Annotated in this window: 28 protein-coding genes and 1 pseudogene; 17 read left to right on the forward strand and 12 right to left on the reverse strand. The window is 52.1% G+C overall.

The window, feature by feature from the left end:
* A pseudogene (locus LG198_RS10335) lies at positions 1-275 on the forward strand (homoserine kinase); the annotation flags it as partial.
* An 8-nt stretch (positions 276-283) separates the two neighbouring features.
* Positions 284-1,069: a BPSS1780 family membrane protein gene (locus LG198_RS10340; protein WP_230343106.1), complete on the forward strand. Its 786-nt coding sequence runs from the start codon at positions 284-286 to the stop codon at positions 1,067-1,069.
* A gap of 57 nt (positions 1,070-1,126) precedes the next feature.
* Here LG198_RS10340 and LG198_RS10345 read toward each other — a convergent pair whose 3' ends face one another.
* Positions 1,127-1,444: an ArsR/SmtB family transcription factor gene (locus tag LG198_RS10345; RefSeq protein ID WP_230343107.1), complete on the reverse strand. Its 318-nt coding sequence runs from the start codon at positions 1,442-1,444 to the stop codon at positions 1,127-1,129.
* Between the two features lie 101 nt (positions 1,445-1,545).
* Here LG198_RS10345 and LG198_RS10350 point away from each other — a divergent pair, with 101 nt between their 5' ends.
* On the forward strand, positions 1,546-2,298 hold the full coding sequence (locus LG198_RS10350) for an SDR family NAD(P)-dependent oxidoreductase (RefSeq protein WP_230343108.1): 753 nt from the start codon (positions 1,546-1,548) through the stop codon (positions 2,296-2,298).
* Between the two features lie 61 nt (positions 2,299-2,359).
* Here LG198_RS10350 and LG198_RS10355 read toward each other — a convergent pair whose 3' ends face one another.
* From LG198_RS10355 to groES, 3 genes are all read right to left on the reverse strand, one after another.
* On the reverse strand, positions 2,360-4,552 hold the full coding sequence (locus LG198_RS10355; RefSeq protein WP_230343109.1) for a UvrD-helicase domain-containing protein: 2,193 nt from the start codon (positions 4,550-4,552) through the stop codon (positions 2,360-2,362).
* Between the two features lie 509 nt (positions 4,553-5,061).
* Positions 5,062-6,699 (reverse strand): chaperonin GroEL, encoded by a 1,638-nt coding sequence (groL, locus tag LG198_RS10360; RefSeq protein WP_230343110.1) that lies wholly within the window; start codon positions 6,697-6,699, stop codon positions 5,062-5,064.
* A gap of 46 nt (positions 6,700-6,745) precedes the next feature.
* Positions 6,746-7,036: a co-chaperone GroES gene (gene groES / locus LG198_RS10365; RefSeq protein WP_230343111.1), complete on the reverse strand. Its 291-nt coding sequence runs from the start codon at positions 7,034-7,036 to the stop codon at positions 6,746-6,748.
* A 399-nt stretch (positions 7,037-7,435) separates the two neighbouring features.
* Between groES and LG198_RS10370 the strand changes: the two genes are divergently transcribed.
* Genes LG198_RS10370 through arsH form a run of 4 tightly spaced genes read left to right on the forward strand, consistent with a single transcriptional unit; the run spans position 7,436 to position 10,009 of the window.
* On the forward strand, positions 7,436-7,768 hold the full coding sequence (locus LG198_RS10370) for an ArsR/SmtB family transcription factor (protein ID WP_230343112.1): 333 nt from the start codon (positions 7,436-7,438) through the stop codon (positions 7,766-7,768).
* Complete coding sequence (locus LG198_RS10375) at positions 7,765-8,253, forward strand: arsenate reductase ArsC (protein WP_230343113.1); 489 nt, start codon at positions 7,765-7,767, stop codon at positions 8,251-8,253. Before LG198_RS10370 ends, LG198_RS10375 begins: the two co-directional genes overlap by 4 nt.
* Complete coding sequence (arsB, locus tag LG198_RS10380; RefSeq protein WP_230343114.1) at positions 8,250-9,269, forward strand: ACR3 family arsenite efflux transporter; 1,020 nt, start codon at positions 8,250-8,252, stop codon at positions 9,267-9,269. The genes LG198_RS10375 and arsB overlap by 4 nt, the downstream gene beginning before the upstream one ends.
* Positions 9,270-9,286: 17 nt before the next feature.
* Positions 9,287-10,009, forward strand: a complete 723-nt coding sequence (gene arsH, locus LG198_RS10385; protein ID WP_230343115.1) for an arsenical resistance protein ArsH — start codon at positions 9,287-9,289, stop codon at positions 10,007-10,009.
* A 200-nt stretch (positions 10,010-10,209) separates the two neighbouring features.
* On the opposite strand, the gene LG198_RS10390 is transcribed toward arsH, so the two are convergent.
* The 5 genes from LG198_RS10390 to LG198_RS10410 all read right to left on the reverse strand — a co-directional run bounded on the left by LG198_RS10390 (position 10,210) and on the right by LG198_RS10410 (position 14,649).
* Complete coding sequence (locus LG198_RS10390; protein ID WP_230343116.1) at positions 10,210-10,995, reverse strand: MipA/OmpV family protein; 786 nt, start codon at positions 10,993-10,995, stop codon at positions 10,210-10,212.
* A gap of 62 nt (positions 10,996-11,057) precedes the next feature.
* Positions 11,058-11,525: a siderophore-interacting protein gene (locus LG198_RS10395; RefSeq protein ID WP_230343117.1), complete on the reverse strand. Its 468-nt coding sequence runs from the start codon at positions 11,523-11,525 to the stop codon at positions 11,058-11,060.
* Positions 11,526-11,573: 48 nt separating this feature from the next.
* Positions 11,574-12,452 (reverse strand): MlaA family lipoprotein, encoded by an 879-nt coding sequence (locus tag LG198_RS10400; RefSeq protein ID WP_230343118.1) that lies wholly within the window; start codon positions 12,450-12,452, stop codon positions 11,574-11,576.
* 55 nt (positions 12,453-12,507) lie between these two features.
* Positions 12,508-13,236, reverse strand: a complete 729-nt coding sequence (locus LG198_RS10405) for a TetR/AcrR family transcriptional regulator (RefSeq protein ID WP_230343119.1) — start codon at positions 13,234-13,236, stop codon at positions 12,508-12,510.
* 303 nt (positions 13,237-13,539) lie between these two features.
* Positions 13,540-14,649: an NADH:flavin oxidoreductase/NADH oxidase gene (locus LG198_RS10410; protein ID WP_230343120.1), complete on the reverse strand. Its 1,110-nt coding sequence runs from the start codon at positions 14,647-14,649 to the stop codon at positions 13,540-13,542.
* 132 nt (positions 14,650-14,781) lie between these two features.
* Here LG198_RS10410 and LG198_RS10415 point away from each other — a divergent pair, with 132 nt between their 5' ends.
* The 7 genes from LG198_RS10415 (at position 14,782) to LG198_RS10445 (ending at position 20,046) form a co-directional block, all read left to right on the forward strand.
* Positions 14,782-15,093, forward strand: coding sequence for an ArsR/SmtB family transcription factor (locus LG198_RS10415; protein ID WP_230343121.1), 312 nt, complete (start codon positions 14,782-14,784; stop codon positions 15,091-15,093).
* Positions 15,094-15,300: 207 nt separating this feature from the next.
* Complete coding sequence (locus LG198_RS10420; protein ID WP_230343122.1) at positions 15,301-15,846, forward strand: hypothetical protein; 546 nt, start codon at positions 15,301-15,303, stop codon at positions 15,844-15,846.
* 18 nt (positions 15,847-15,864) lie between these two features.
* The gene (gene bioA / locus LG198_RS10425) at positions 15,865-17,175 is read left to right on the forward strand and encodes an adenosylmethionine--8-amino-7-oxononanoate transaminase (protein WP_230343123.1); all 1,311 of its coding nucleotides are present in this window, start codon (positions 15,865-15,867) and stop codon (positions 17,173-17,175) included.
* Positions 17,172-18,575 carry a D-alanyl-D-alanine carboxypeptidase/D-alanyl-D-alanine endopeptidase gene (gene dacB, locus LG198_RS10430; RefSeq protein WP_230343124.1) on the forward strand — a complete coding sequence of 468 codons (1,404 nt, stop codon included), beginning with the start codon at positions 17,172-17,174 and terminating at the stop codon, positions 18,573-18,575. The genes bioA and dacB overlap by 4 nt, the downstream gene beginning before the upstream one ends.
* Before the next feature lie 210 nt (positions 18,576-18,785).
* Complete coding sequence (locus LG198_RS10435; RefSeq protein WP_407659190.1) at positions 18,786-19,145, forward strand: FKBP-type peptidyl-prolyl cis-trans isomerase; 360 nt, start codon at positions 18,786-18,788, stop codon at positions 19,143-19,145.
* A gap of 86 nt (positions 19,146-19,231) precedes the next feature.
* Entirely contained in the window at positions 19,232-19,654 is a 423-nt protein-coding gene (locus LG198_RS10440; RefSeq protein ID WP_230343126.1) for an OsmC family protein, read from the forward strand.
* 14 nt (positions 19,655-19,668) lie between these two features.
* Positions 19,669-20,046, forward strand: a complete 378-nt coding sequence (locus tag LG198_RS10445; RefSeq protein ID WP_230343231.1) for a VOC family protein — start codon at positions 19,669-19,671, stop codon at positions 20,044-20,046.
* A gap of 63 nt (positions 20,047-20,109) precedes the next feature.
* Here the strand turns inward: LG198_RS10445 and LG198_RS10450 are convergent, their stop codons facing one another.
* The 3 genes from LG198_RS10450 to LG198_RS10460 all read right to left on the reverse strand — a co-directional run bounded on the left by LG198_RS10450 (position 20,110) and on the right by LG198_RS10460 (position 22,552).
* Complete coding sequence (locus LG198_RS10450; RefSeq protein WP_230343127.1) at positions 20,110-20,424, reverse strand: DUF2322 family protein; 315 nt, start codon at positions 20,422-20,424, stop codon at positions 20,110-20,112.
* A complete protein-coding gene (gene coq7, locus LG198_RS10455; RefSeq protein ID WP_230343128.1) occupies positions 20,421-21,041 on the reverse strand; it encodes a 2-polyprenyl-3-methyl-6-methoxy-1,4-benzoquinone monooxygenase in 621 nt (206 codons plus the stop codon). Before coq7 ends, LG198_RS10450 begins: the two co-directional genes overlap by 4 nt.
* Before the next feature lie 71 nt (positions 21,042-21,112).
* Entirely contained in the window at positions 21,113-22,552 is a 1,440-nt protein-coding gene (locus LG198_RS10460; protein WP_328485407.1) for a S41 family peptidase, read from the reverse strand.
* Between the two features lie 197 nt (positions 22,553-22,749).
* On the opposite strand from LG198_RS10460, the gene LG198_RS10465 reads away from it, so the two are divergent.
* The 3 genes from LG198_RS10465 to LG198_RS10475 all read left to right on the forward strand — a co-directional run bounded on the left by LG198_RS10465 (position 22,750) and on the right by LG198_RS10475 (position 24,630).
* Positions 22,750-23,037 (forward strand): SelT/SelW/SelH family protein, encoded by a 288-nt coding sequence (locus LG198_RS10465; RefSeq protein ID WP_230343129.1) that lies wholly within the window; start codon positions 22,750-22,752, stop codon positions 23,035-23,037.
* A gap of 162 nt (positions 23,038-23,199) precedes the next feature.
* A complete protein-coding gene (locus LG198_RS10470) occupies positions 23,200-23,985 on the forward strand; it encodes an EAL domain-containing protein (RefSeq protein ID WP_230343130.1) in 786 nt (261 codons plus the stop codon).
* 156 nt (positions 23,986-24,141) lie between these two features.
* Entirely contained in the window at positions 24,142-24,630 is a 489-nt protein-coding gene (locus LG198_RS10475; RefSeq protein ID WP_230343131.1) for a hypothetical protein, read from the forward strand.
* Positions 24,631-24,689 lie beyond the last annotated feature (59 nt).

The raw sequence follows: 24,689 nt of genomic DNA on the forward strand, positions 1-24,689 counted from the left end.
TCAACCCTGATGGCACCTTGGATGTCGCACGGGTGAGCGCCTTGCTCAATGCCTATCATGCGGTGCGTCCGCTGACAGATGCCGAGCATGCGGCCTGGCCCGGCATGCTGCGAGTGGCGGCAATGCGCTTCTGGCTTTCGCGCCTCAACGACCTGCATTTCCCGCAGGCCGGGGAATTGACGCATGCCAAGGATCCACAATATTTCGAGCGTATCTTGCGCAATGCTATTGCTGCGCATGAGCAAACACTTACTACCTGGGTCAACATACCCTAGGGGGCAACATGCAAGTCAAACCAACGATTTTCGGCCAGGTGAACGCCTGGATGCGCGATATCCTTACTTTGTTCCGCAAGACGCCGGGCAAGTGGATGCTGCTTGGTCTGGCGCATGTATTCTTCTTTGCCATGTTGCCTGGCCTGCTTGGGCTGAAATTTATCTCTTTCCTGCTGCTGCCCGCATTTCTGGCATTGGCTGTCGGCTTTTATCGCGATGCGGATTTTGGCCGTGAAAGCGATCTAGGCGACCTGCTCAATGAAATCAAGCCCAGTTTTCCCAAGTTGCTGGTCTTGGGGGCGATCTGCGTGGGCTACGTGCTGCTGATCAATATCCTGACTGCGGAAGATGCAATGAAGCTGGATGAGCTTGCCAAGAGCGAGCCGAAACCCGAGCAAGTGCTCGAGCAGTCCATGCCGATCATCACCAAGCTGATGTTGCTGCTCGTCCCCCTGGTGTTGGTTATCTGGTTCGCCCCGGCACTGGTGGCTTTCCAGCAGTATTCCGTGGCACGGGCCATCAAGTCCAGCCTGGCCGCCTTCATCCAGTACCTGCTGCCTCTGGTCCTGACATGGGTCGCAGTCACCCTGGTGATCATGCTCAGCATGACGCTGGCAGGCGTGCTGGTGGGTATGATGTCCGCGGCATCCAAGGCCATGGGTGGATTCTTGATGCTGGCGCTGGTGTTTGCCTGCCTGTTGTTTGCCAGTGCCCTGATGCTGGCATTCCAGTATGTCAGTAACCGGGATATCTTCAAGATGTCGCATGATAATGAAGAAAGGCTGATACCGTAAAGGCCTCAGCCTTTCTTCAGACGAAGGCCGGTAATACGCTTCCAGCCTTGGCCGTATCTATTGTTCTTCAGATAGTTTCAGGATTAAATCGAGCAATCCGGGAAATAACTGATTGATCTCTTCAGTCCGGACAATATTCCGGTTTTCTACCCCCTTCTTTGCAGTATGTATCAGTCCTGCTTCTCTAAGTATCCGGAAGTGATGTGAAAGGGTAGATTTGGCTATGTTCGGACAAGGTGCTGCTTCTGAACAAGACATACAGCCTTCATTGCCCATCAGGCTTTTCATGATCCTCAGCCGCATAGGATCGGCAAGGGCACCAAGGATGCCTTCAAGTTTAATATCTTCCTTAGCGGGATGAACAAACTGAACCATAGGCTTATTTTAACATTTGCAATTGACATTGGTACATTAGTTCAATAATAATGAATTATTGAACAATTTACATAATTTCATTTTCAATTGGAGAGTTAAAAATGGCTAAAAAACTGGAAGGCAAGGTCGCGGTGGTTACTGGCGCTTCGAAAGGTATCGGTGCCGGGATCGCAAAGGCATTGGCTGCCGAGGGCGCATCAATCATCGTCAATTACGCATCCAGCAAAGAGGGTGCGGATAAGGTGGTGACGGAAATCATCAATGCAGGCGGCAAGGCATTTGCAGTTCAAGGTGATGTTTCAAAGCAGGCAGATATCACCAATTTATTCTCCCAGACCAAATCCATTTATGGCCAGCTGGATATTCTGGTCAACAATGCGGGTGTATTTGAGTTTTCCCCTATTGAGCAAGTGGATGAAGCGCATTTTCATAAACAGTTCAACCTGAATGTGCTTGGCCTGCTGCTCACCATCAAAGAAGCTCTACCATTGTTTGGGGAAAATGGCGGCAGTATCATCAATATCAGCTCATCCGTCACAACATTGACGCCTCCTAATTCATCCGTATATACCGCCACAAAAGGCGCGGTCGATGCGTTGACTGGCGTGCTGGCCAAGGAGCTCGGTGCCCGGAAAATCCGGGTTAACGCCATTAATCCGGGCTTGATTGCAACGGAAGGCGCGCATGCAGGGGGATTTACCGAGGGAGATACGAAAACCTGGGTCGAGTCGACCGCGCCGCTGGGACGCATTGGCCAGGTTGATGACATTGCGCCTTCAGCAGTTTATCTGGCATCTGAAGATTCGAAGTATCTCACGGGTGAAACGATCAATATTTCAGGCGGAATGAGATAACCCATTGATGATGGTGGCTGGAATGTCAGACCCCAGTGCGCGGCTGGACACCGTAGAACTGCTATAGCGTTTCCAGCTTGGCGTATTCCATTGCCAGCCATTTCAAGCCTTCAGGCCCGAAATTGACCTGTACCCGCAGGTCATTGGCATTGCCTTCGTAATTCACCACCACGCCTTGTCCGAACTTGCTGTGGGCAACGGCCTGGCCGATCTTCCATGGCATATGCGCTTGTGGTCTTGCTGCCGCAGTGACAGGCGCAGGCTGGCTGTAGCCAGATGCTTTGTTCGAGTGGCTGTTCAGGCGCTTGAGCAGCTCTTCAGGAATCTCGTCGAGAAAGCGCGATGGAATGCCGTAACGCACTTGCCCATGCAGCATGCGGCTCTGCGCAAAACTGAGATAGAGCCGATGGCGCGCACGCGTCACCGCAACGTACATCAGGCGGCGTTCTTCTTCCAGGCCATTGGCTTCAAAGCTGCTTTGCTCATGCGGGAACAAGCCTTCTTCTATGCCGCTGATGAATACCGTGTTGAATTCCAGTCCCTTGGCGGCATGCACGGTCATCAGTTGCAGCGCATCGCGTCCGGCATCGGCCTGGTGTTCGCCGGATTCGAGGCTGGCATGGGCAAGGAACTGCGCCAGTATGGACATGGCAACCTCGCCATTTTCATCCACCTGCATGCCGATTTCCTGGTTGTTGAATGCAATCGCGGCATTGACCAGTTCATCCAGGTTGGCAATGCGGTCTTCGCCTTCCTTATCGGCGGCGTAATGGTCACGCAGGCCGGAAAGGCTGGTGGCTAGCTCGACCTGTTCCGGCAATGTCAGGCCGATGGATTCTTCCTGCATTTGCTTGACGAGCGCAACAAAGCCTTCCAGCCCGCGTCCAGGCCGGCCATCGCCTGCCTTGGACAGGGCTGCCTGCCATAGGCTGGAATCCTGCTGGCGTGCGAGCTCCTGCAATTGCTCCAGGCTGCGGGCGCCAATGCCGCGGGTCGGGAAATTGATGACGCGCAGCAATGCCGTGTCGTCATCGCCGCTGGCGATCAGGCGCAAATAGGCGAGCGCATGCTTGACCTCGGCCCGTTCGAAAAAGCGCAGGCCGCCATAGACACGATAAGGCAAGCCGGCTGAAAAGAGTTCATGCTCCAGGATGCGCGATTGCGCGTTGGAGCGGTAGAGCAGGGCAATCTGGCTGAGGTCGGTGCCTTCGGCATGCAAGGCCTTGATCTCGTCGACGATGAAAACCGCTTCGTCCTTGTCGTTATAGCCTTCATACACGCGGATGGGTTCGCCTTTGCCAGCGGAGGTCCAGAGATTCTTGCCCAGGCGGTTGCGGTTATGCATGATGATGGCATTCGCCGCATCCAGGATATTGCTGTGGGAGCGGTAATTCTGTTCCAGCTTGACGATGTTCTGCACGTTGAAGTCATGTTCGAGGTCGCGCATATTGCCCACGCGCGCGCCGCGGAAAGCGTAGATCGACTGGTCGTCGTCACCAACGGCAAAAATGCAGTTGTCCGCACCTGCCAGCAGTTTCAGCCAGAGGTATTGCAGGCGGTTGGTATCCTGGAACTCGTCGACCAGGATATATTTGAACCGGTGCTGGTAATGCTCGCGGATGCTGGTACTGCGGCTCAATAGCTCATAGCAGCGCAGCAGCAATTCCGCAAAATCCACCACGCCTTCGCGCTGGCATTGCTTGTCGTACTCCTCGAAAATCTCGCGCATGCGCTGCGAGTGGCTGTCATAAGCCTCCACCGCGTAGGCACGCAATCCCTCCTCCTTGCAGCTGTTGATGTAGCCCAGTATTTGCTTGGGAGGGAATTTCTCGTCGTCCACCTTCATGGCTTTCATGACGCGCTTGATGGCGGAAAGCTGGTCGGCCGTGTCAAGAATCTGGAAGGTGGCGGGAAGCTCGGCTTCGCGATGGTGGGCGCGCAGCAATCGATTGCACAAGCCGTGGAAAGTGCCCGCCCACATGCCGCGGATGTTGATCGGCAGCATGGCGCCCAGCCGTGTGAGCATTTCCTTGGCTGCCTTGTTGGTGAATGTCACCGAGAGGATGCCATGAGGAGAGACTTGTCCGGTCTGGATCAGCCAGGCGATGCGCGTAGTGAGAACGCGCGTTTTGCCGCTGCCGGCACCGGCCAGGATCAAGGCCGATTGATGAGGCAGGGTGACGGCTTCAAGTTGTTTATCGTTGAGGCCTTCAAGCAGCGAAGTAGGGGAAGTCGAATTCGTCATAGCCGGCATTATCGCAGGTGAAAGAGGCTAAGAGAACCGTTGCAGGTGTTGGGTAACAAACATCTGTGCACTTTAGGTGCGTAATTGTAAGCAGATGTAAAAAACGCACTCTGGGTGAACTATAGCAATTCACCCCGGTCTTAATTTGCAGACGACATGCTCGTCTCCCGCTTTCCTCCCTGAGCGGGAAGCCTTATCCCAATGAGGCTTAAATGCTTAACCCCGATTTTACTCCCCTTTAATCGGGGTTTTTTTTGCCTGTCGTTTCCAGGGTTGCTGTTGCAGGGGTCTTTGCCCTGTCGTTTTTAATTATCAATGCTAATCATTTCCGAGTATAGGCTCAATTTATCCGTTTGGGTGAATAAATATTCTGATGGGGAAATGTGACGGATTGACGGCAGGGAATCTAGGCCGTTCATGGCCTGGCGTGCTTAAGGAACATTGAAATAAAAAACCCCGGCATGCCGGGGTTTTCATGAGCATCAGGCGCTTGTGGGCAACCTGAAGACTTGCCTGGATTAGAAGCCCATGCCACCCATGCCGCCACCATCATGGTGAGGCGCAATTGGTGCTTCTTCCTTAGGCAGTTCAGCAACCAGTGCGTCAGTTGTCAGAATCAGGGAAGCCACGGAAGCAGCGTTTTGCAGGGCAGAACGCGTTACCTTGGCTGGATCCAGAACACCGAGTTCAACCAGGTCGCCATAAGTGCCGTTGGAAGCGTTGTAACCATAGTTGCCAGTACCTTCCAGCACTTTGTTCACTACGACGGATGGCTCGTCACCAGCGTTGGCAACGATCTGGCGCAGAGGCTCTTCAATTGCGCGCAGCACAATCTTGATACCAGCGTCCTGATCTGGGTTGTCACCCTTCAGTTCCTTGATGGAAGAACGGGCGCGCAGCAGGGCAACGCCGCCGCCAGGTACGATACCTTCTTCAACCGCAGCGCGGGTAGCGTGCAATGCATCTTCAACGCGCGCCTTCTTTTCCTTCATTTCGGTTTCGGTAGCAGCACCGACCTTGATCACGGCAACACCGCCAGCCAGCTTGGCTACGCGCTCTTGCAGCTTTTCACGGTCATAGTCGCTGGTCGCTTCTTCGATCTGCTGCTTGATCTGGTCAATGCGTACCTTGATGTTGCTTTCGGAACCGGCACCGTCGATGAGGGTGGTGTTTTCCTTGCCAATTTCAACGCGCTTGGCTTGGCCGAGGTCTTCCAGGGTCACTTTTTCCAGGTTCAGGCCAACTTCTTCTGCAATGACGGTACCGCCGGTCAGGATGGCGATATCTTCCAGCATTGCCTTGCGGCGGTCACCGAAGCCAGGCGCCTTGACGGCAACAGTCTTCAGGATGCCACGGATGTTGTTGACAACCAGTGTAGCCAGCGCTTCGCCTTCAACATCTTCAGCGATGATCAGCAGCGGACGGCCAGCCTTGGCAACTTGCTCCAGTGTCGGCAGTAGATCGCGGATGTTGGAGATCTTCTTGTCGTAAAGCAGGACAAAAGGATTTTCCAGCAGGGCGATCTGGCGATCCGGGTTGTTGATGAAATATGGAGACAGGTAGCCACGGTCAAACTGCATACCTTCCACTACGTCCAGCTCGTTTTCCAGGCCGGAACCGTCTTCAACGGTGATCACGCCTTCCTTGCCTACCTTGTCCATCGCATCGGCAATGATCTGGCCGATATCCAGGTCGGAGTTGGCGGAAATGGAACCAACCTGGGCAATTTCCTTGCTGGTGGTGGTTGGTTTGGAGATGGCCTTGATTTCATTCACGATCTCGGCAACAGCCTTGTCGATGCCGCGCTTGAGGTCAGTCGGGTTGAAGCCTGCAGCAACGTACTTGAAACCTTCACGTACGATAGCCTGTGCCAGAACGGTTGCGGTGGTTGTGCCATCACCGGCGTTGTCATTGGTTCTGGAAGCGACTTCCTTCACCAGTTGGGCACCCATGTTTTCCAGCTTGTCGCTCAGTTCAATTTCCTTGGCAACAGAAACACCGTCCTTGGTTACGGTTGGGGAGCCGAACGAGCGCTCCAGAACGACGTTACGGCCCTTTGGACCCAGTGTCACCTTGACAGCGTTAGCCAGAACGTTAACACCGTTAACGATCTTGGCACGTGCCTCATCGCCGAAAATAACTTGTTTTGCAGCCATTTATATCTCCTGTTGAAACTTGTTTGAACGAATGTTTAGCGGACAATTAGGCTTCTACAACGCCCAGAATGTCATCTTCACGCAGTACCAGGACTTCATCGCCACTTACCTTGACGGCTTGACCTGCATACTTGCCAAACAGCACTTTGTCACCAACTTTGACGTCCAGAGGAATTGCCTTGCCGTTGTCGTCTTTCTTGCCTGGGCCAACAGCAATCACTTCGCCTTGGTCTGGCTTTTCAGCGGCAGAATCAGGGATCACGATGCCGGATGCGGTCTTGCGTTCTTCTTCCAGACGTTTCACGATAACGCGGTCTTGCAATGGACGAATTGCCATGGGTTTCTCTCCTAAAATCTTGAAATTAACATTGGTTTTGTTACAAGTTCGGTTACTAGGGTGGTTTAGCACTCATCCCTATTGAGTGCTAATGATAGGGACGACATAGTGGTTTTTCAAGAGCTGGATTTGAAATTTTTTTTGTCGTCTGCAACTTAAATCCAGATTTTTGCAGTTTAAGTCCAGATTTTTGCAGCCTAAGTTCAGATTGAGATTTGGGGCTGAAGGTGTCGTTTGCAATCGAAAGTCAGATTCCTCCAATCTATTTCTAGATTGAGTGCATATTTCCTGAGGAAGCCTCCAATTACCAAGCCCTAGCATTGTTTTCTACTCGGAATAATCCACATGGATGGCAATTTAAAATTTGAACAGATTCCATATTTCAATTATTATTGAAATATGGAATCTAAAATTATTGTCTCCGCATTAGCTGCACTTGCACAAGAGTCTCGCCTCGCTGTATATCGTCTACTGGTTCAGGCAGGCCCTGATGGCCTGGCTGCAGGCAAGATCAGCGAGACGCTGGGTATTGCGCCCTCATCATTGTCATTTCATCTTAAAGAGCTAACCCATGCAGGCCTAGTTACTTCACGTAACGAAAGCCGCTTTGTCATTTACTCCGCCAACTATGAACAAATGAACAATGTTCTGGCATACCTCACAGAGAACTGCTGTGGTGGTGATCCTTGTACCCCTGTTCAATTCCAATCACGTGAAGTACCTAGCAAATGACTACCCAGATATTCAATGTGCTGATCCTGTGCACAGGCAACTCTGCACGCAGTATCATGGCAGAAGCCTTGTTCAACCAGCTTGGTCAGGGCAAATTCAAGGCTTACAGTGCAGGCAGCCATCCCACTGGCAAGGTAAATCCTTTTGCGGTTGAACAGGTGGCTGCGTTGGGCTATCCCACTGATGAATTGCGGAGTAAGAGCTGGGATGAGTTTGCTACACCAGATGCTCCCAAGATGGATATTGTGATTACGGTGTGTAATAACGCTGTTAGCGAAGTATGTCCAATTTGGCCTGGCACGCCCATTTCAGGGCATTGGGGCTTTGAAGACCCCGCAGCTGTCCAGGGTAGCGATGAGGACAAACGTGCAGCTTTCGCGCTGATCTGGGGTCAGATTCAGGGTTATGTTGAGCGTTTCATTCGCCTGCCTCTAGAGTCCATGGACAGCCCCAGCATCAAGCATGAGCTGGATGGCATCAAATGAGTGTATTTGAGCGGTATCTCACTGTATGGGTGGCCTTGTGTATTTTGGTTGGTGTGGTCTTAGGGCAATGGTTTCCCGGAGCATTCCAGGCCATAGCTCGGCTAGAAGTTGCCCAAGTCAATTTGCCGGTTGGTTTCCTGATCTGGATTATGATCATCCCAATGCTGGCCAAGGTGGATTTCTCAGTATTGGGGCAAGTACGCCAGCATGTAAAGGGTATTGGGATTACCCTGTTTATTAACTGGTTGGTGAAGCCTTTTTCCATGGCATTTCTAGCCTGGGTGTTCATTCGCCATCTTTTTGCCGATTTTCTGCCGGCTGATCAACTGGACAGTTACATTGCCGGATTGATACTTTTGGCGGCAGCACCCTGTACTGCCATGGTATTTGTCTGGAGTCGCCTGACTAATGGTGATCCATTATTTACCTTGTCTCAGGTGGCCCTGAATGACAGCATCATGATTTTCGCCTTTGCGCCACTGGTGGGACTGCTGCTAGGTATTTCTGCAATTACCGTCCCCTGGGCAACACTCACTACCTCTGTCGTGTTGTATATCGTGATTCCGGTGATCTTGGCCCAAGTGCTACGTAAAATATTACTGCGCCAAGGCCAGGCTCACTATGATCAAGTTATGCATGGAATTGGACATTGGTCTATAGCCGCATTACTGCTGACTCTTGTGCTGCTATTTGGCTTTCAGGGGCATGCCATCATAGAGCAGCCTATGGTCATTGCCTTGTTAGCTGTACCTATCCTGATCCAGGTATTTTTTAATTCAGGCCTGTCTTATTGGCTTAATCGTCAAGTGGGGGAACAACACAATATTGCAGGCCCCTCAGCCTTGATCGGAGCCAGTAACTTCTTCGAGCTGGCGGTTGCCACGGCCATTAGTCTGTTCGGTTTTCATTCCGGGGCTGCATTGGCAACGGTAGTGGGAGTATTGATTGAAGTGCCTGCGATGCTTGCGGTGGTCTACATTGTGAACAATAGCAAGGCATGGTATCTGCGCCGTTAATTAAGGAAATGATTCGGATGGATTCTAAATGCATCGACTTACCCAATGTGGAAGTATCGTTGTTCAACAAGGCTACTATTGAGCAACTAACCCAATATACCCCCTCAACTCATCCACCCCGCATCCTCTTGCTGTATGGCTCTCTACGAGAACGCTCTTACAGTAAGTTACTGACACTGGAAGCTGCACGGCTGCTAGAAGCGCTGGGATGTGAAGTCAGGATATTTGATCCACACGGATTACCCTTGCCTGACGATGCCCCTGAAACTCATTCCAAGGTCGAGGAACTACGTGCTTTGGCATTGTGGGCAGAAGGGATGGTGTGGTGTTCACCAGAGCGACATGGCGCTATGACAGGTATCATGAAAACCCAGATCGATTGGATACCACTATCAATTGGGGCTATACGCCCAACCCAAGGCAAGACTCTCGCTGTGATGGAAGTGTCGGGTGGCTCGCAGTCATTTAATGCAGTGAATCAAATGCGGGTGCTTGGCCGATGGATGCGTATGATCACGGTTCCCAATCAATCTTCGGTTCCCAAAGCTTTCCAGGAGTTTGATGATGAGGGACGGATGAAACCATCCAGCCTTTATGATCGGGTGGTGGATGTGATGGAGGAGCTGGTTAAGTTCACTCTCCTGACCCGAGATATTTCTCCATTGCTGGTGGATCGATACAGCGAACGAAAGGAGTCATTTGAGGCTGCATCAAAAAGAGTGGGTTTAGGTTCGATTTGATTGCGTCTGAAATTAAATTGCAAATGACACTCACCATTTCTACTGCGGCAAGGGTCAACGGTTTAGGCACGGTGCGTTGTGTTGCCATGGTGTTCGTTTTCTGATGTCGCTAGGATTAAGCAGAAGAGAGTGTATGAATGAGCCGATGAGGCGTCGGCTCATGTTCATGAAGACCGATCACATCATCAATCCAGCTGTTTTTAAAACCCGATGGAGTAGCCTATGAAACCCATAGGTTGAGTCTTCGTCTCCACGATAGGACTGTCCGCTTGTTCATTACTAAGGCGGTTCACAATCATTCCAAAGAATAAAGCATGATTTTCTTTGACGCTGTACATGCCATTAATTCCAAGCTGATACTGAACACCAGCACCTGCTTCATAGGCTTGCCGGCCCGGACGTACCTCATCTGCATCAACGCCAAAGTAATAGTCGTTGAACTTCTTGTCATTCCATTGGAGCCCTACCAAACCATTCAGGCGGAATTGACTTGAGCGATAAAGACTGCGAATAAACTGCAACTGAACATTTTGTCCCTTGCTGGCTCCGCCAACATCAAAGCCCCACTGTGCATTAACCGTACCGTAATCAGTTTGCCAGCGTAGTACTGGGCCAATATCGACGGAAAAGTCACGGTCATGCATGCCCTTGGTGCGGCTGCTATCATCGGCATCCCAACCAAATCTGGCGTCTGCAGACAACCCCAGCCGAATTCTCTTGTCGCTGGACTCAAGCAACCACATGCCAGCTTGCAGGCCATTCACATAGAAGCGATCTCCATAATTTGCATTGATTACTGGTAGTACGATAGCGCGTGAGTCCTTCGAGCCTGAGGTTTTGGGAATAAATCCAGCACCGACACCATACATATTTTTTTGCCGTGGCATGGCGGTTTCAGTTTGGCGGTCTATTTTTGACTCGGCCAGTGCGTTTGTATTCATCAGCGCTATACCTAACAGTCCTATTGCATAATTGATCGGTTTCATGGGTTTTATCGCTGCCTTTCGCTTAATAAATATTCAAGAACGTATAGATAATTAAAAAATTACTACCAAAAACTTTTCTTTATTGGCCTGACCTCATAGCTTTTTCTTTGTATGCCGTGGCCATGAGATTGTTGTGGCCGGGTAAAAAGCGACACATTAATAGCGTGATGGTTAAGTAAGGAGTTCCCGACGGAGTCAAGAAACTCATGTTTGCCTGTGGCCCATACAAAGCCCTTGCCTCCGGGAATGTAGAGTTTCTCTAGGCTTTGTTTAAAATCCCGATTGTCATGAATGTTGTTGCGGTAAAACCACTCAATATAGGGAGTTGAATCAGTATCGAGGTATCTGCGCGTTTCAGGCGTATCGACTTCCAAGAATACTGCGACACGGCAATCGCCAGACAAATGCCTGAGCTCCCTTTCGATGCCTGGTAATCCTGTCTCATCGCCAATTAACAGATACCAGTCAAAGCCGTGAGGCAACAGCAATAACTCTGCTGATTCATCTTTACCTGGCACTTTGTCACTCACTTGGTTACGTACCTTTCCACGTGGCCATAAACTAGGGGCTTCAGGTATCTATTTATCCTCGTTGATCTGATTCGTTCGCCTTGTGATCCACGCATCCCGCACCATGATGTATTCATCAACTGCTTGGTGTCGCAATTCATCGTAAGGCAGCATGCGGGTACGGGCGTCTGTCAATTGCGCGATGTTCATGCCAAGCACGACATTACTATTATCAATTTGATTGATTGGTGATAACGGCTGGTCTCCTACTATTCCCACCATGTCGCGCAACGTGCGTGGGCCAAGCAGCGGGGCTACAAAGTAACGAGATTCGTCCCAACCCCATACCGCAAGCGTTTGTCCAAAGTCTTCATAACCTTTGGGCAATCCAAAATAGGTTGCTGGGTCATACAGGCCCGCGATCCCCAGAGTTGTATTCATCACAAAACGGCCTAAAGACTTGATACTGTTTAGCGGCTTGCCTTGTAGGGCCTGGTTTACAGCTGTTCCTGGTTCTCTGAGGTTTGAAAAGAATCTGCTCACACATCCCTGCACATAGGTTGGTGTCACCGTGTCATAGGTCACTGCCAATGGACGGGCAACGTACTTATCAAAGCCATTATTGAACTCATACATGCTTCGGTTATAGCCTTCCCAAGGGTCAGCGATTTCAGCCTGGTCTATCAATTCATCATCATCCAGATCGGCGCTTTGCTCAGAGGCAGAGGAAACGCCAGAGGTTGCAAAGTCATTAATTGAGCCACTTCCTGGAAGCGGTAAATTCACAGCAAGTCTTAACGGGGGTTCTTTTTTGGTGACCTTGCTTTTCCAGCTGGCCTGCTCTTCCTGGACAGGAGGTGCCTGAAAAGTGTCTGAATGCACAGATTCGGTTGCATGGGCCACATTCACAAATAGTGGCAGCAGGGCAAGGAGGTAACGGCTTTTCATTTGCGGAGCCTTTCAAATTGAGAGTGTGGGTGATGGAATGACAGAAAGGGGCGGTTTACCCATATGCCCGCATAAACACATCAATCGCCCGAGCTACGATTTCTGGGATAGTGCTCTTATCAAGCGCTGTCACAACATTGAACAACCCTGCCTGATATACCTCTGCCTGAAGCAATCCAAAGTAATGGCAAGCAACAACATGAGGGTCGGCTTGACGTAAACGACCAGCCTGAATATGAGGAGCAAAGTAATGCTGCAGATAGACGATTGCCCTGGCCGGACCTTGTTCATAGAAGGTTTTGCCCACATCGGAACTCACTGAGGCGGCAATGACCATGCGTTGCACAGCAAATGATTGGGGGGTGTGGAAGGTTTCAAGAACATGCTCACCAAACCTGGTCAGTGTCAGCCTGATATCTTCATCCGGGTTGAGTAAGCCTAGGGTATCTACTGCCTCTACGGCTGATTGTTTATCAGCCGGAACGCCGCCACTGGTATGAACAATCGACATCATATTGCCACCCTGGTCGCTAGCAGAACGATGGATCAATTCCGTGAACAAGGCTTCTTTAGATTTGAAGTATCGATATAAGGTTGCTTTCGAGCTGCCCACTTTTGCAGCAATCACATCCATCGAGGCTTGGTCAAAGCTCATTTCTTGAAAGACTTCCGCAGCGGCAGCTAAAAAAGCTTCACGGCGTGCGTTTGTTTTAACTCTTACCATTGGGTGCTCCACATCATTGATCTTGGCAGATGGCAAATTCAGTTTGGAATTAAATGCCATCAAACCTTAACGAAACTATACGGTTTCGTTTTGTTGTGGTCAATGGTTGAGTTAAATTAATTACGTAATATTGTATCGGGAGAGTCTTGGGATGGTTTTAAAGCCCAGAATGTGTCCATTCCCGTAGCTAACTGAATCTGGACCTGGATTGTAAAAAGCAATTAAATCTGAAGTGAATTTGCAAACTTTGCAAAGGCTGAATGAACAGTGGATGTGATTGGTTATTCAGTCTGTATAAACAATCAGGCCCAATCAATCAAAGATTGGGCCTGATCGTGCTGGAACAAAAGGAAGGCTACCTAACTATTTACTTTGTTTAGGATCGTGATAGCGGGCCAGCCAATGCGCATAAGGCGCTGGAAGCACCCAAGCCGGGTTCTCCTTGCCCAGGTCTTTAGCCGCTTGATAAGTCCAGTGCGGGTTCTCAAGGTGTGCACGGCCTATCATGGCCAGGTCCAGCTGTTCATTGCGTATTGCCTGGTCAGCCAGATCTGGCGCTCCAAAGCCCCATGCAGATGAAACGGGTATCCGGGCTTCATTTCTCACACGTTGAGCAATCGGGCCCAGAAATGCAGGCCCCCAGGGGATATTGGCATCAGGCGTGCTGAACCCGATGCTGACGCTAAGCATATCCAACCCCAGCTCACGCCAATTGTTCACCAATTGAATGGACTCTCCCAGCGTCTGTTCATCTTGTCCGTCAAATTCCAGTACCCCGAAACGGGCGGTCAACGGCAGGTTTTCTGGCCAGGCATCGCGCACGGCGGCAAGCGTTTCGCGCGTGAAACGGCCTCTGTTCTCAAGATTGCCGCCATATTCATCCGTGCGGAGGTTGGAATGGGTTGATGTGAAACTTTGCGCCAGGTAACCATGTGCAAAGTGCAATTCCAGCCATTCAAAGCCTGCTGCATAAGCACGGCGGGCCGCATCCGCAAAGTTGCGCTGCACGCGTTGAATATCCTCAATCGTCATTTCTTCCGGTACGCGCGGCAGTCCGCCTCCAAACGCCTTGGCGGACGGGCCTATGGGTTGCCACCCGCGTGCGTCGGTTTCAGGGATGTGGTCGTCGCCTTCCCAAGGAATATTTGCGCTTGCCTTGCGGCCTGCATGGGCGATCTGAATCCCCGGCACGGCACCGGCAGCCTTGATCAACGCTGCAATCTCGCGCAGTTGGTCAGCCTGGGCGTCATTCCAGATACCCAGGCAATGAGGCGTGATACGTCCTTCTGGGGCGACAGCCGTGGCCTCGACGACGACCAGCCCGCTGCCGCCACGGGCCAATGTTGCATAATGGGCTTTATGCCAATCATTGGCCAAGCCATCGGTTGCCATATATTGGCACATGGGAGGTACCGCGATGCGGTTCCTTAATTCGACATCTTTCAATTTGTATGAAGAAAACAGGTCTGCCATGGTAATTCCTCTTGGTTGTTAATGTTGAGGTGGTGTTGTGTCACTATTGCCTTCACTTCAACAGGATTGATTCTATAGTTCCAATATATTCGAACTATAGAAATATAATAATAGCTATGTTAAATTTTGTCCATGAGGCAAATTAAGCATCCCCCAATCGAGCAGGTCGAGCTGACAGATATCATGTATGCGCTTTCCGACCCTGCCCGGCTCGAGATAGTGGGGCTCCTGGCAAAAGAAGGGCGACAAATGACATGCGGCGAGCTGGAGTTGAACCGCCCTAAATCAAGCATGTCGCATCATTTCAAGATATTACGCAGCGCCGGGCTTGTCGAAACCATTATTGATGGTAAAGAGCATTTGAATTCCTTGCGACTTGCCGAGATCGAGCAAAAATTCCCCGGGGTATTGAATGCTGTACTCAAGGCAATAGCTTCTCCTTAGCTAGGCAGGCCAAAGCCGGAGTGCAATAGCCGGTTGCATCTTTGTAATCGTTTCATTTGAAGTGCCCGGAAGCATCTTTGATGCATTGGTGCAAATCTGAAAATTCAGTAACGAACATTTTCCAGGGAATGCTGGGATGATCCGATAAAGAATTGTGTAGTGCTTTATAATCCCATATTCAATGTTTTGTAAGCGCGGGAGTGGTGAATGTCGGATGAATTCGCGGATATGGCAATTCAGCAGCTGCATTTGAGTTATAGCGGCCATCAGGACCGCATGTTGCTGAAAGTCAGCCTGGCTGATGAAACTGAGCTGAATGCCTGGTTGACGCGGCGTGTGGTGCGGGTGCTATGGGGGTTGTTGCAGGACAGCGAACTGTCGCCCATGCCCATGCATGACGTGCTGGCGGTGACTGCCGAAGAGTTGCTTGAGCATTTCAACCAAGAGGTTGTCAGCCTGCCCTTGATCAAGGGCATCAACCTTTCCGGCGCCTATCACGACCAGAAGCCGGCAGGGGAGGAACCGCCCGTGCTGATTACCGATTGCAAGCTGGTGCATATGGATCATATGGAGTCCATGCTGGATTTGTACAGCCAGGCTGGTGAGGTTTATAGCATTGCGATGACCGCAGAGCTGAACCATGCCCTGAGCAGCATGTTGCAACTGGCGACGCAAGAGGCCGCCTGGGACCTGGGGCTGAGAACCGACCGCATTGTGCTGGCTGACGAGGCAGCCCAGCACGTCCTGCATTAATCTACTGGCTCCGGTTTAATGGTATCCGGCAACCAATCCCTGTTACAGCGCAGCCATGCCAGTGTCTGGCATCCATGCACGCAGATGAAGCAGCATGAAGCGCTGCCGCTGGTGCCCGTCAGGCGTGGCGATGGCGTCTGGCTGGAAGACTTCGACGGCAAGCGTTATCTGGATGGAGTAAGTTCCTGGTGGGTCAACCTTTTCGGCCATAACCATCCTCATATCAAGGCGGCGATTGTCGCGCAACTCGACCAGCTTGAGCATGTGATCCTGGCTGGTTTTACCCATGAACCGGTCGTGCGGCTTTCAGAACAGCTGTCTGCGCTGACCGGCCTCGGCCATAGTTTTTATGCTTCTGATGGTGCCTCGGCTACCGAAATCGCGCTCAAAATGAGCTTTCACTACTGGCGCAATGGCGGCCAGCACGGCAAGACGCGCTTCATCAGCCTGAAAAACGGCTATCACGGGGAAACCCTGGGTTCGCTTTCCGTGACGGATGTGGATTTATTCAAGGATACTTACGCACCGTTGCTGCGAGAATCCGTGCAATTGCCCAGTCCCGATTGGCGGCTTGCCGAGCCCGGCGAAAGTGCCGAGCAATATGCCTTGCGCTGTGCCGATCGGGCGGAGGAGTATATTGCCGCTCATCATGCTGTAATTGCAGCCTTGATCCTCGAACCATTGGTGCAGTGCGCCACAGGCATGGCGATGCATCATCCGGTTTATTTGCGGCGTTTGCGTGCGCTATGCGACCAATATCATGTGCACTTGATTGCCGATGAAATCGCCGTGGGGTTTGGCCGCACCGGTACCATGTTCGCCTCGGAACAGGCAGGCATCCGGCCGGATTTCCTGTGTTTGTCCAAAGGGATTACAGGCGGCTATTTGCCGCTTTCCGTTGTGCAGACTACAGATGAAGTGTATCGCGCTTTTTATGATGACAGCGTTGCGCGCGGTTTCTTGCATTCCCACAGTTACACCGGCAATGCCTTAGCCTGCAGTGCGGCATTGGCAACGCTGGAAATTTTCGCGCAACAGGATGTGCTGGCAAGCAACCGCAGCAAGGCTGCTTACCTCAACAGGCAACTGGTCGATTGGGCCGATCTGCCCATTGTCCACTTGCGCAATACCGGCATGATCTGGGCATTTGACGTCACTTCCGGCCAGGCCGGCTTTCAGCAGCGCTTCTACCAGGCTGTGCTGCAGCGTGGCTTGCTGCTGCGGCCAGTCGGTAACACGGTGTATTTCATGCCGCCTTATGTCATTAGCGAAAGCGAAATTGACTGGATGCTGGAACAAACCTTGGGCGCCCTTAAGGAATGCATATGAAAAGTTTGTTTGCGGGTCTGTTGTTGGCAATCAGCTTGACGGTTCATGCTGCTGGTCTGCCTGCGCCTGTCAGCGAGTTGCTCAAAAAGAACGGGATTCCTGCTGAGAATGCCGCGGTCTACGTGCAGCGTGTCGATCAGGAAGCGCCCTTGATCGATCACCAAAGCGACCGGCCAATGAAAACGGCCTCCACCATGAAGCTGCTCAGTACCTATGCCGGGCTGGAGCTGTTGGGGCCGGCATATCGCTGGCGAACCGAGCTTTACCATGATGGCAGGCTGGAAAATGGCGTGCTGCACGGTAATTTGATTATTCAGGGGCGCGGCGATCCTTATCTGTTGGCGGCAGACATGCGTACCATGCTTGAGGATTTGCGCCTGGCAGGGGTAGGGGATATTCGCGGCGACATCGTGCTCGATACCCGCTTCTTTGCGGATAGGCACCATGATGCGGCCGCGTTTGATGACAAGCCGCACGCCCCTTATAACGCCGCTCCCAATGCGTTTGCCGTCAATATCAAATCCACTACCTTTCATTTTCTTGTCGAGGGCGGCAAGCTGAAGATAGAGCCGGATCCCGACCTGCCTGAGATTCATATCCGCAACCAGATGAACCTGGTGCGAGGTGAGTGCGGTGACTGGAAAAGCCGCTTACGGTTTATCGTGGAGCCGCAGGAGAATGATGTGGCGGTGACGTTCAACGGCGATTATCCCGCTGCATGCCGCGATAAAACCCTGGAGCTCAACGTGCTGGAAGACGGGCCGTATGCCTATAGCCTGTTTCGCAGCAACTGGTTGTTATTGGGGGGCAAGCTCGCAGGCGGCTGGCGCTATGGTATTGTGCCTGAAGGCGCGCGACACCTGGTGACCCATCATTCCGAACCCCTGTCCGAGATCATCCGCACCATCAACAAATACAGCAACAATCTCATGGTCAGGCAGCTATTCCTGACCATTGCCGCCGAGCGGGTTGACAGTCCGGCAATGGAGGCCGATGGTATTCATGCCGTAAGGGCATGGCTTGCCAGCAAGGGGCTGTATTTCCCGGAGTTGGTGCTGGAAAACGGTTCAGGGCTTTCGCGCAATGAGCAGATCGCGGCCAGGCATATGGCGGCTTTCCTGCTGGCGGCATATGCCAGCCCGGTGATGCCGGAATATCTCTCCGCGCTGCCGATTCCCTCTGTGGACGGCACCATGGCCAACCGTTTGCGCACCAGCCCCGCGCGCGGCAATGCCCATTTGAAAACCGGCACCATTAATGGCGTCAGTGCCCTGGCTGGATATGTTCACGACCATAAAGGCCGCCGCTGGGTGGTGGTGGTCATGGTTAACGATCCCAAGGCCAGCAACTCGCGTACGGCGCAGGATGCCCTTGTAGACTGGGTATACAAGCAACCCTGATCCGCACAGGCGGACATAATCTATGTATGATATTAGCCTCTCGCAGCGCGATGAGTTTCTTTTTTGAGCAAGTCAGCGCTGTTGTTGTATAACCCGCTATCGGAGTAATCAATGAGATCAATTGCCATGCTGGCGAGCGCTGTGATGCTTGCCATGCTAGCCATTAGTGGCTGTTCAGCCGATACCAATAGTGACAAGGAAAAAATCGTAATGAGTGATAACGTAACCGAATTGCAGAAAATCGACACCCAGGTAGGCGAGGGCCGTGAAGCTGAAGCCGGCTTGAACGTGACCGTGCATTACACAGGTTGGTTATATGATCCTAGCAAGCCTGACGGCAAGGGTGAAAAGTTCGACAGCTCTCTCGATCGCCGTGAGCCTTTCGTGTTCTATCTTGGCGGTGGCCAGGTGATCCGTGGTTGGGATGAAGGCTTTGCAGGTATGAAAGTGGGCGGCAAGCGCACCCTTATCATCCCCCCAGAGTATGGTTATGGCGCCCGCGGCGCAGGCGGCGTGATTCCGCCTAATGCCATCCTGGTGTTCGATGTGGAATTGCTAGGTATCAAGTAAGCCTGCAAACGGCGCCTGTTGCAGGCAAGATACTGCTGCAACAGGCGCTTTTACCTCTATGCTTTGAATGGAATCAAGAGTCAAAAATGAAAGCACGCATTAAATGGGTTGAAAATGTCTGTTTCATGGGTGAGTCCGAGACCGGGCATGCCGTGGTGCTGGATGGTGCGCCGGATGCCGGTGGCCGTAACCTTGGTATGCGTCCAATGGAAATGTTGCTGATCGGCATGGGGGCTTGCACCTCATTTGATGTGGTCACTATCCTGAAAAAATCCCGCCAACCCGTGACGGACTGCGTAGCCGAGATCACGGCAGAGCGTGCAGACGAAATCCCCAAGGTATTTACCAAGATACATGTACATTTCGTTGTCACTGGCAAAGGATTGAATCCGGCCCAGGTGGAGCGCGCAGTCAAACTGTCTGCCGAAAAATACTGTTCAGCTTCCATCATGCTTGGCAAGGCTGCCGAGATAACCCACGATTTTGAAATCCGGGAGTCCGAGATTTGAGCTGTCCGCAAGGTATGCGCGGGCTGCGCCATGTCGCCCTGTTTGTGCAGGACATTGAAGCCTGCCTGTATTTCTATGTCGACTTGCTCGGTATGCAGGTCGAGTGGCAGCCTGATCCAGACAACTATTACCTGACTTCAGGCAACGACAACCTTGCCCTGCATCGCAGCAACGAGGTCCTGGCAGAGAAGCAGCGACTGGATCATATTGGCTTTATCATCAGTGAGCCTGATCTCGTAGATGAATGGCATGCCCACTTTGTTGCCAATGGTGTGAAAATCCTGATGCCACCCAAAACCCACCGGGATGGTGCGCGCAGTTTTTATTGTGCCGACCCGGCCGGGACGCATGTTCAGATCATTTACCATCCGCCGATTTCCGGACATGTGTAATTCCAAATCAAATAAAAAGCCCTGCATTGCAGGGCTTTTTATTTAGCTCTTCAGCCAGGATAGCTACTGAGCAATGCGGACACTGAGCGGGCTGTTGTGCTTGATGATAGCGAATAGTCGGTCAATATTCGGGTGCTTGCCGGGATTGGCTTCGGCATCCGCGGTATGTTCCGCATAGATGGTAAGCCCCTCCTGCGCAGCCGCTACGTTGATGCTGCCGTATTTCTTGTACAGGTGTTGGTAGACCTTTACCGAGCCCTGGCTGCCGGGCTTGTTCTCGATCTGGCCGGCGAGGTTGCCGTTGCTGTCCAGCAATTCTATTTTTTCGATGTGGTCGCTGGGTTCAAGGCCAGCCAGGATTTCGCTGAATGTTGTCATAGGTGGTAAGTTGTCGTTGTCATGATGTTTGAAAGAATGCGCATGCCTACTTTAACCGGAAAGGGCAGCTCGGCAGCCCCGTGGGAGATGGCGTGGTGTGCATGCGCGGCTTCATCTGCTTGCATCTGGCTCACAATCGCCCGGCTTTTCTGATCGTGGGCGGGCAGGATTTCAAGGTGGCGGGCAAGATGGTTGCCGACCTGGCGCTCGGTTTCTGCCACAAATCCCAGGTTCCAGCGGTCACCCAATGTGCCAGCCAGCAGGCCCAGCCCGAAGGAGCCGCCATAAAACACGGGGTTGAGCAGGCTTGTATGGCTGCCTAGATCCTTGATACGCTTCTCGCACCATGCCAGGTGCTCGGTTTCTTCTTGTGCGGCACGTTGCAGTGTCGCAATGGTTTCCGGATCACGGGCGGTAATGGCCTGGCCGCTGTAAAGCGCCTGGGCACATACTTCACCCGTGTGGTTGACACGCATCAGGGCTGCTGCATAACGTTTTTCCTGCTTTTCTGTCAGTGTCTCAGGCAATGCCTGGCCTGGATGCGGCCGCTGGCTTGCGGGGGTGGCCAGCAAGGTGCGCAGGCTTTTGTCAAACTCAATGATCAGGCGGTCTAGCATGGTGGGTGCAGGCAAGGTGGCAGGGGAAACAACAGGGCCACCCGATGATACTTTGGGCGGCCCGTTTTGATTTATTTGCGTTGCAGGATCTGGATGCCCTTCAACAGGTTGAGTGCCTGGTTGAACTGGTAATCGATTTTCGAGCCTGGCTCAATCGGGCCACTTGGGGCTGCTGGCTTGTCTTTCTGCTCGTTGCTGTCGGGTGCAGCAGGCGCTTCTTCCGGCTTGTCATCCTTTTTTTCTTGCTCAGGAGCAGGCGGTTGCACGACAGGCGCTTCTTCCGCTTCTGCGGGGTTGCTCAGGTGGCGGGTCAGGTCGGCTTCGCGCAGCATGGCGGCATGTTCCTGCGAATTCACGGTGGCTTCTTCCACGATGATATCCGGCACAATGCCCTTGGCCTGGATGGAGCGTCCCTTGGGAGTGAAGTAACGGGCAGTCGTTAGCTTGATGGCTGAGCCATTGTTCATCGGCAGGATGGTTTGAACCGAGCCCTTGCCGAAGGTCTGTGTACCCATGATGATGGCGCGCTTGTGGTCTTGCAATGCTCCGGCAACGATCTCCGACGCGGAGGCAGAACCGCCATTGACCAGCACGACGATAGGCAGCGTCTTGAGGTCTGCCGGCAGGTCGCGCAGATAGTCTGCACGCGCGCCGCCACGGACGTAATTTTCTGGGTTGGCGGTCAGGCGCATCTTGGCTTCTTCACCACGGCCTTCGGTATACACCACGAGTTCGCCCTTGGGCAGGAAGGCAGCGGATACGCCCACGCCTGCATTCAGCAACCCGCCTGGGTTGTTGCGCAGGTCAAGGATCAGGCCCTTGAAGGTTTCCTTGTTTTCTTCGCGCAGGGTTTTCAGGGCCTTGGCAAGGTCTTCACCAGTGTGATCCTGGAACTGTGTCACGCGGATATAGGCATAACCAGGTTCTGTCAGCTTGAACTTGACGCTCTGGGTCTTGATGATGGCGCGCGTGAGTACGAAGGTCAGTGGCTTGGTTTCACCCTTGCGCAACACGGTCAGGGTGATCTTGGTGTCTGGCTTGCCGCGCATGCGCTTTACGGCATCGGTGAGAGACAGGCCCTTGACCGGGGTGTCGTCCAGCTTCATGATCAGGTCGCCGCTTTTGAGGCCGGCCTTGTAGGCAGGGGTATCTTCGATCGGGGCGACCACTTTGACGAAGCCGTCTTCCATCCCGACTTCAATACCCAGACCGCCAAATTCGCCCTGGGTGCCTGCCTGCAAGTCCTTGAAGGCGTCGGCGTCAAGGTAGGCCGAGTGGGGATCGAGGCCGGAAAGCATGCCGTTGATGGCTTCAGTCAGCAGCTTTTTGTCTTCAACAGGTTCAACATAGTCGCTCTTGATCTTGCCAAACACCTCGGCAAATGTGCGCAGGTCATCCAGCGGCAATTGCGGCTTGGTTTCCTTGTCAGCAATGGCGGAATAGCTCAAGCTCAGCATGACCCCAAGGAGTGGGCCTGCGACAATCAAGCCGATCTTTTTAAGTTTGCGCATGTAAAACAAGTCCTCAATGGATAAACCAGGATGGTTGAATGTTAAAGGCAGTGCATGTGAAGATAGGAGAACAATTAGCTCATTTTCCGCTATTTATCTTGTCATTGCAAAGCGTTGCAGAGTATCGCACAGTCATTTTTTGCTTTTCAATCTCTTGAGCGCTAATTTCTTTAATTTTACACATGGAGCCTTTGGAAATGGGTGTGACCAAGTTACCGGAACTGGAAATCGAATACTGCACGCAGTGCCGCTGGCTGTTGCGGGCAGCCTGGATGGCGCAGGAGCTGCTCACAACGTTTGAATCAGACATTGGACGTGTCAGTCTGGTTCCAGGCACTGGAGGTATTTTTGAAGTCAGGCTGAACGGCGAGCTTTTATTCTCCCGCAAGGCGCAGGGACGCTTTCCTGAATCCAAGGAATTGAAGCAGTTGGTGCGCGACCGCATTGATCCTGGACGTGACCTCGGACATAGCGATCGAAAATAGCTGCTGGCACCCTATGAAAAGATCGTAAACAGGCGCTTATGGAAGCGCTATCGGTAGGGATGAAATAATATCCGACTAAAATAGTTGGAAATAACTCTTTAAATGTAAATTGTTCTCATTTATGATGTTTCCTGACAGGGATTTTGTGGAAGGTTCATCAAAATGAATGCGTTTAATCAATCAGAAATGGGCGCGTTGCTGCTTGATCATGAGATTGAGCCGCGTGACATGATGCCCAATGAGCTGCTCGATGTGATCATGGCACGGCAGTTTGGCACTTATTACCAGCCTATTGTGGATGTGCAGTCAACGGAAATGCTGGGCTACGAGGCCCACGCCCGTTTCTGGGCGTGGAATGGCCGTCCGCTCAATGCCGGCAAATTGCAGATGAGTTTGCGCAAGAATCCCTTGTTGCTGTTTCATCTGGAGCTGGAGTTGAAGAAGCTGCAAATTACCGAGTTCCCGGGCGAGGGTTGGCTGATGCTGGACCTCGACATGGATAGCTTTTTTGCCGGTGGCGATACTCCGGAGAATCCTTTTCTGGTCTTGTTCAAGCAGCATGCCTGGTCCGAACGCGAGATTGTCATCAATATTGTCCAGAATCACAATGCGCATGATGCCTGTCGCTCCCAACACATGATGGATTTGCTGCAGCAATCCGGAACGTCTGTTGCGCTGGAAGATACCGGGGTTTGCTGGGGCATGTTTTCCCTGAGCGCATTTCTGGATGCTGCGATAGTGAAGTTCAGCAGTCGTGCCTTGAGAGACCTTGATGCCAAGGCATCACAGGCCGTGGTGGATTGGCTGGTGAGCGCGGCGCGCAAAATCGGGGTGCAGACGGTAATGACGGATGTGGATACTTGCGCAGCCCTGGATTGGGCGCGGAGAATGGGAGTCGATTGCGTGCAGGGGCAATTGTTTTCCAGGCAGATGCTGCAAGCGAGTTAACGCCTTGTTGGTTTTCTGTTGTGCTCAATGCAATTGGGTTTCCAGATTTTTGCCATGAGGGAGTTGTGTTGTTTTTGTAAATAAATAATAATTCTTCTCATTGTTATTCCTAATGGCGAAATAACGTAAATGAGTCCAGTCAGGCATCACAACCCTATGCCTCACGCATCTGTCGATGCACCTGAAAATATGATCTCGGCTTGGGAAAATACCATCCGCCAGGGCAATCAGGCATATTCACAAAAGCAGGATCAGCTTGCACTAAAGCAATATCAGGCTGCGCTTGACCAAGCCAAGTCCCTGCTCAGGGAGTGCGTGCATACGGATGAGCTGGCTGTGTTGTCGATCGATACTGTGTTTGCTGCCTACGTCGTTTCTTACCATAATCTTGCCAATGTCTATGCCCGCCAGGGAGATATCAACACTGCGGCCTGCCGATTGTGTGAAGCGCATCAATGCCTGTCGCGCATCTGTTCTGATCCTGACATGAGTTGTGCATTGCGTGAGGCAGCACAGCGCCATGGTCGCCGTACTTATAAAGAGTTAGTGAACTTTAGCCATCTTTATAGTCAACATCCTTTAGTGGCCAGAACCTTGCGTATTTGCGGCGAGTTCTGCACGCTGCAAAAGCAGCCGCTACACTAGATCCTCAATCCCAGAGAGATTTTCTGTCCGAAAAAGCATAAGATAGCTTGTGCGAATTT

Origin of the sequence: Methylobacillus arboreus, from assembly GCF_020532725.1 — a bacterium.
GTDB lineage: Bacteria > Pseudomonadota > Gammaproteobacteria > Burkholderiales > Methylophilaceae > Methylobacillus > Methylobacillus arboreus.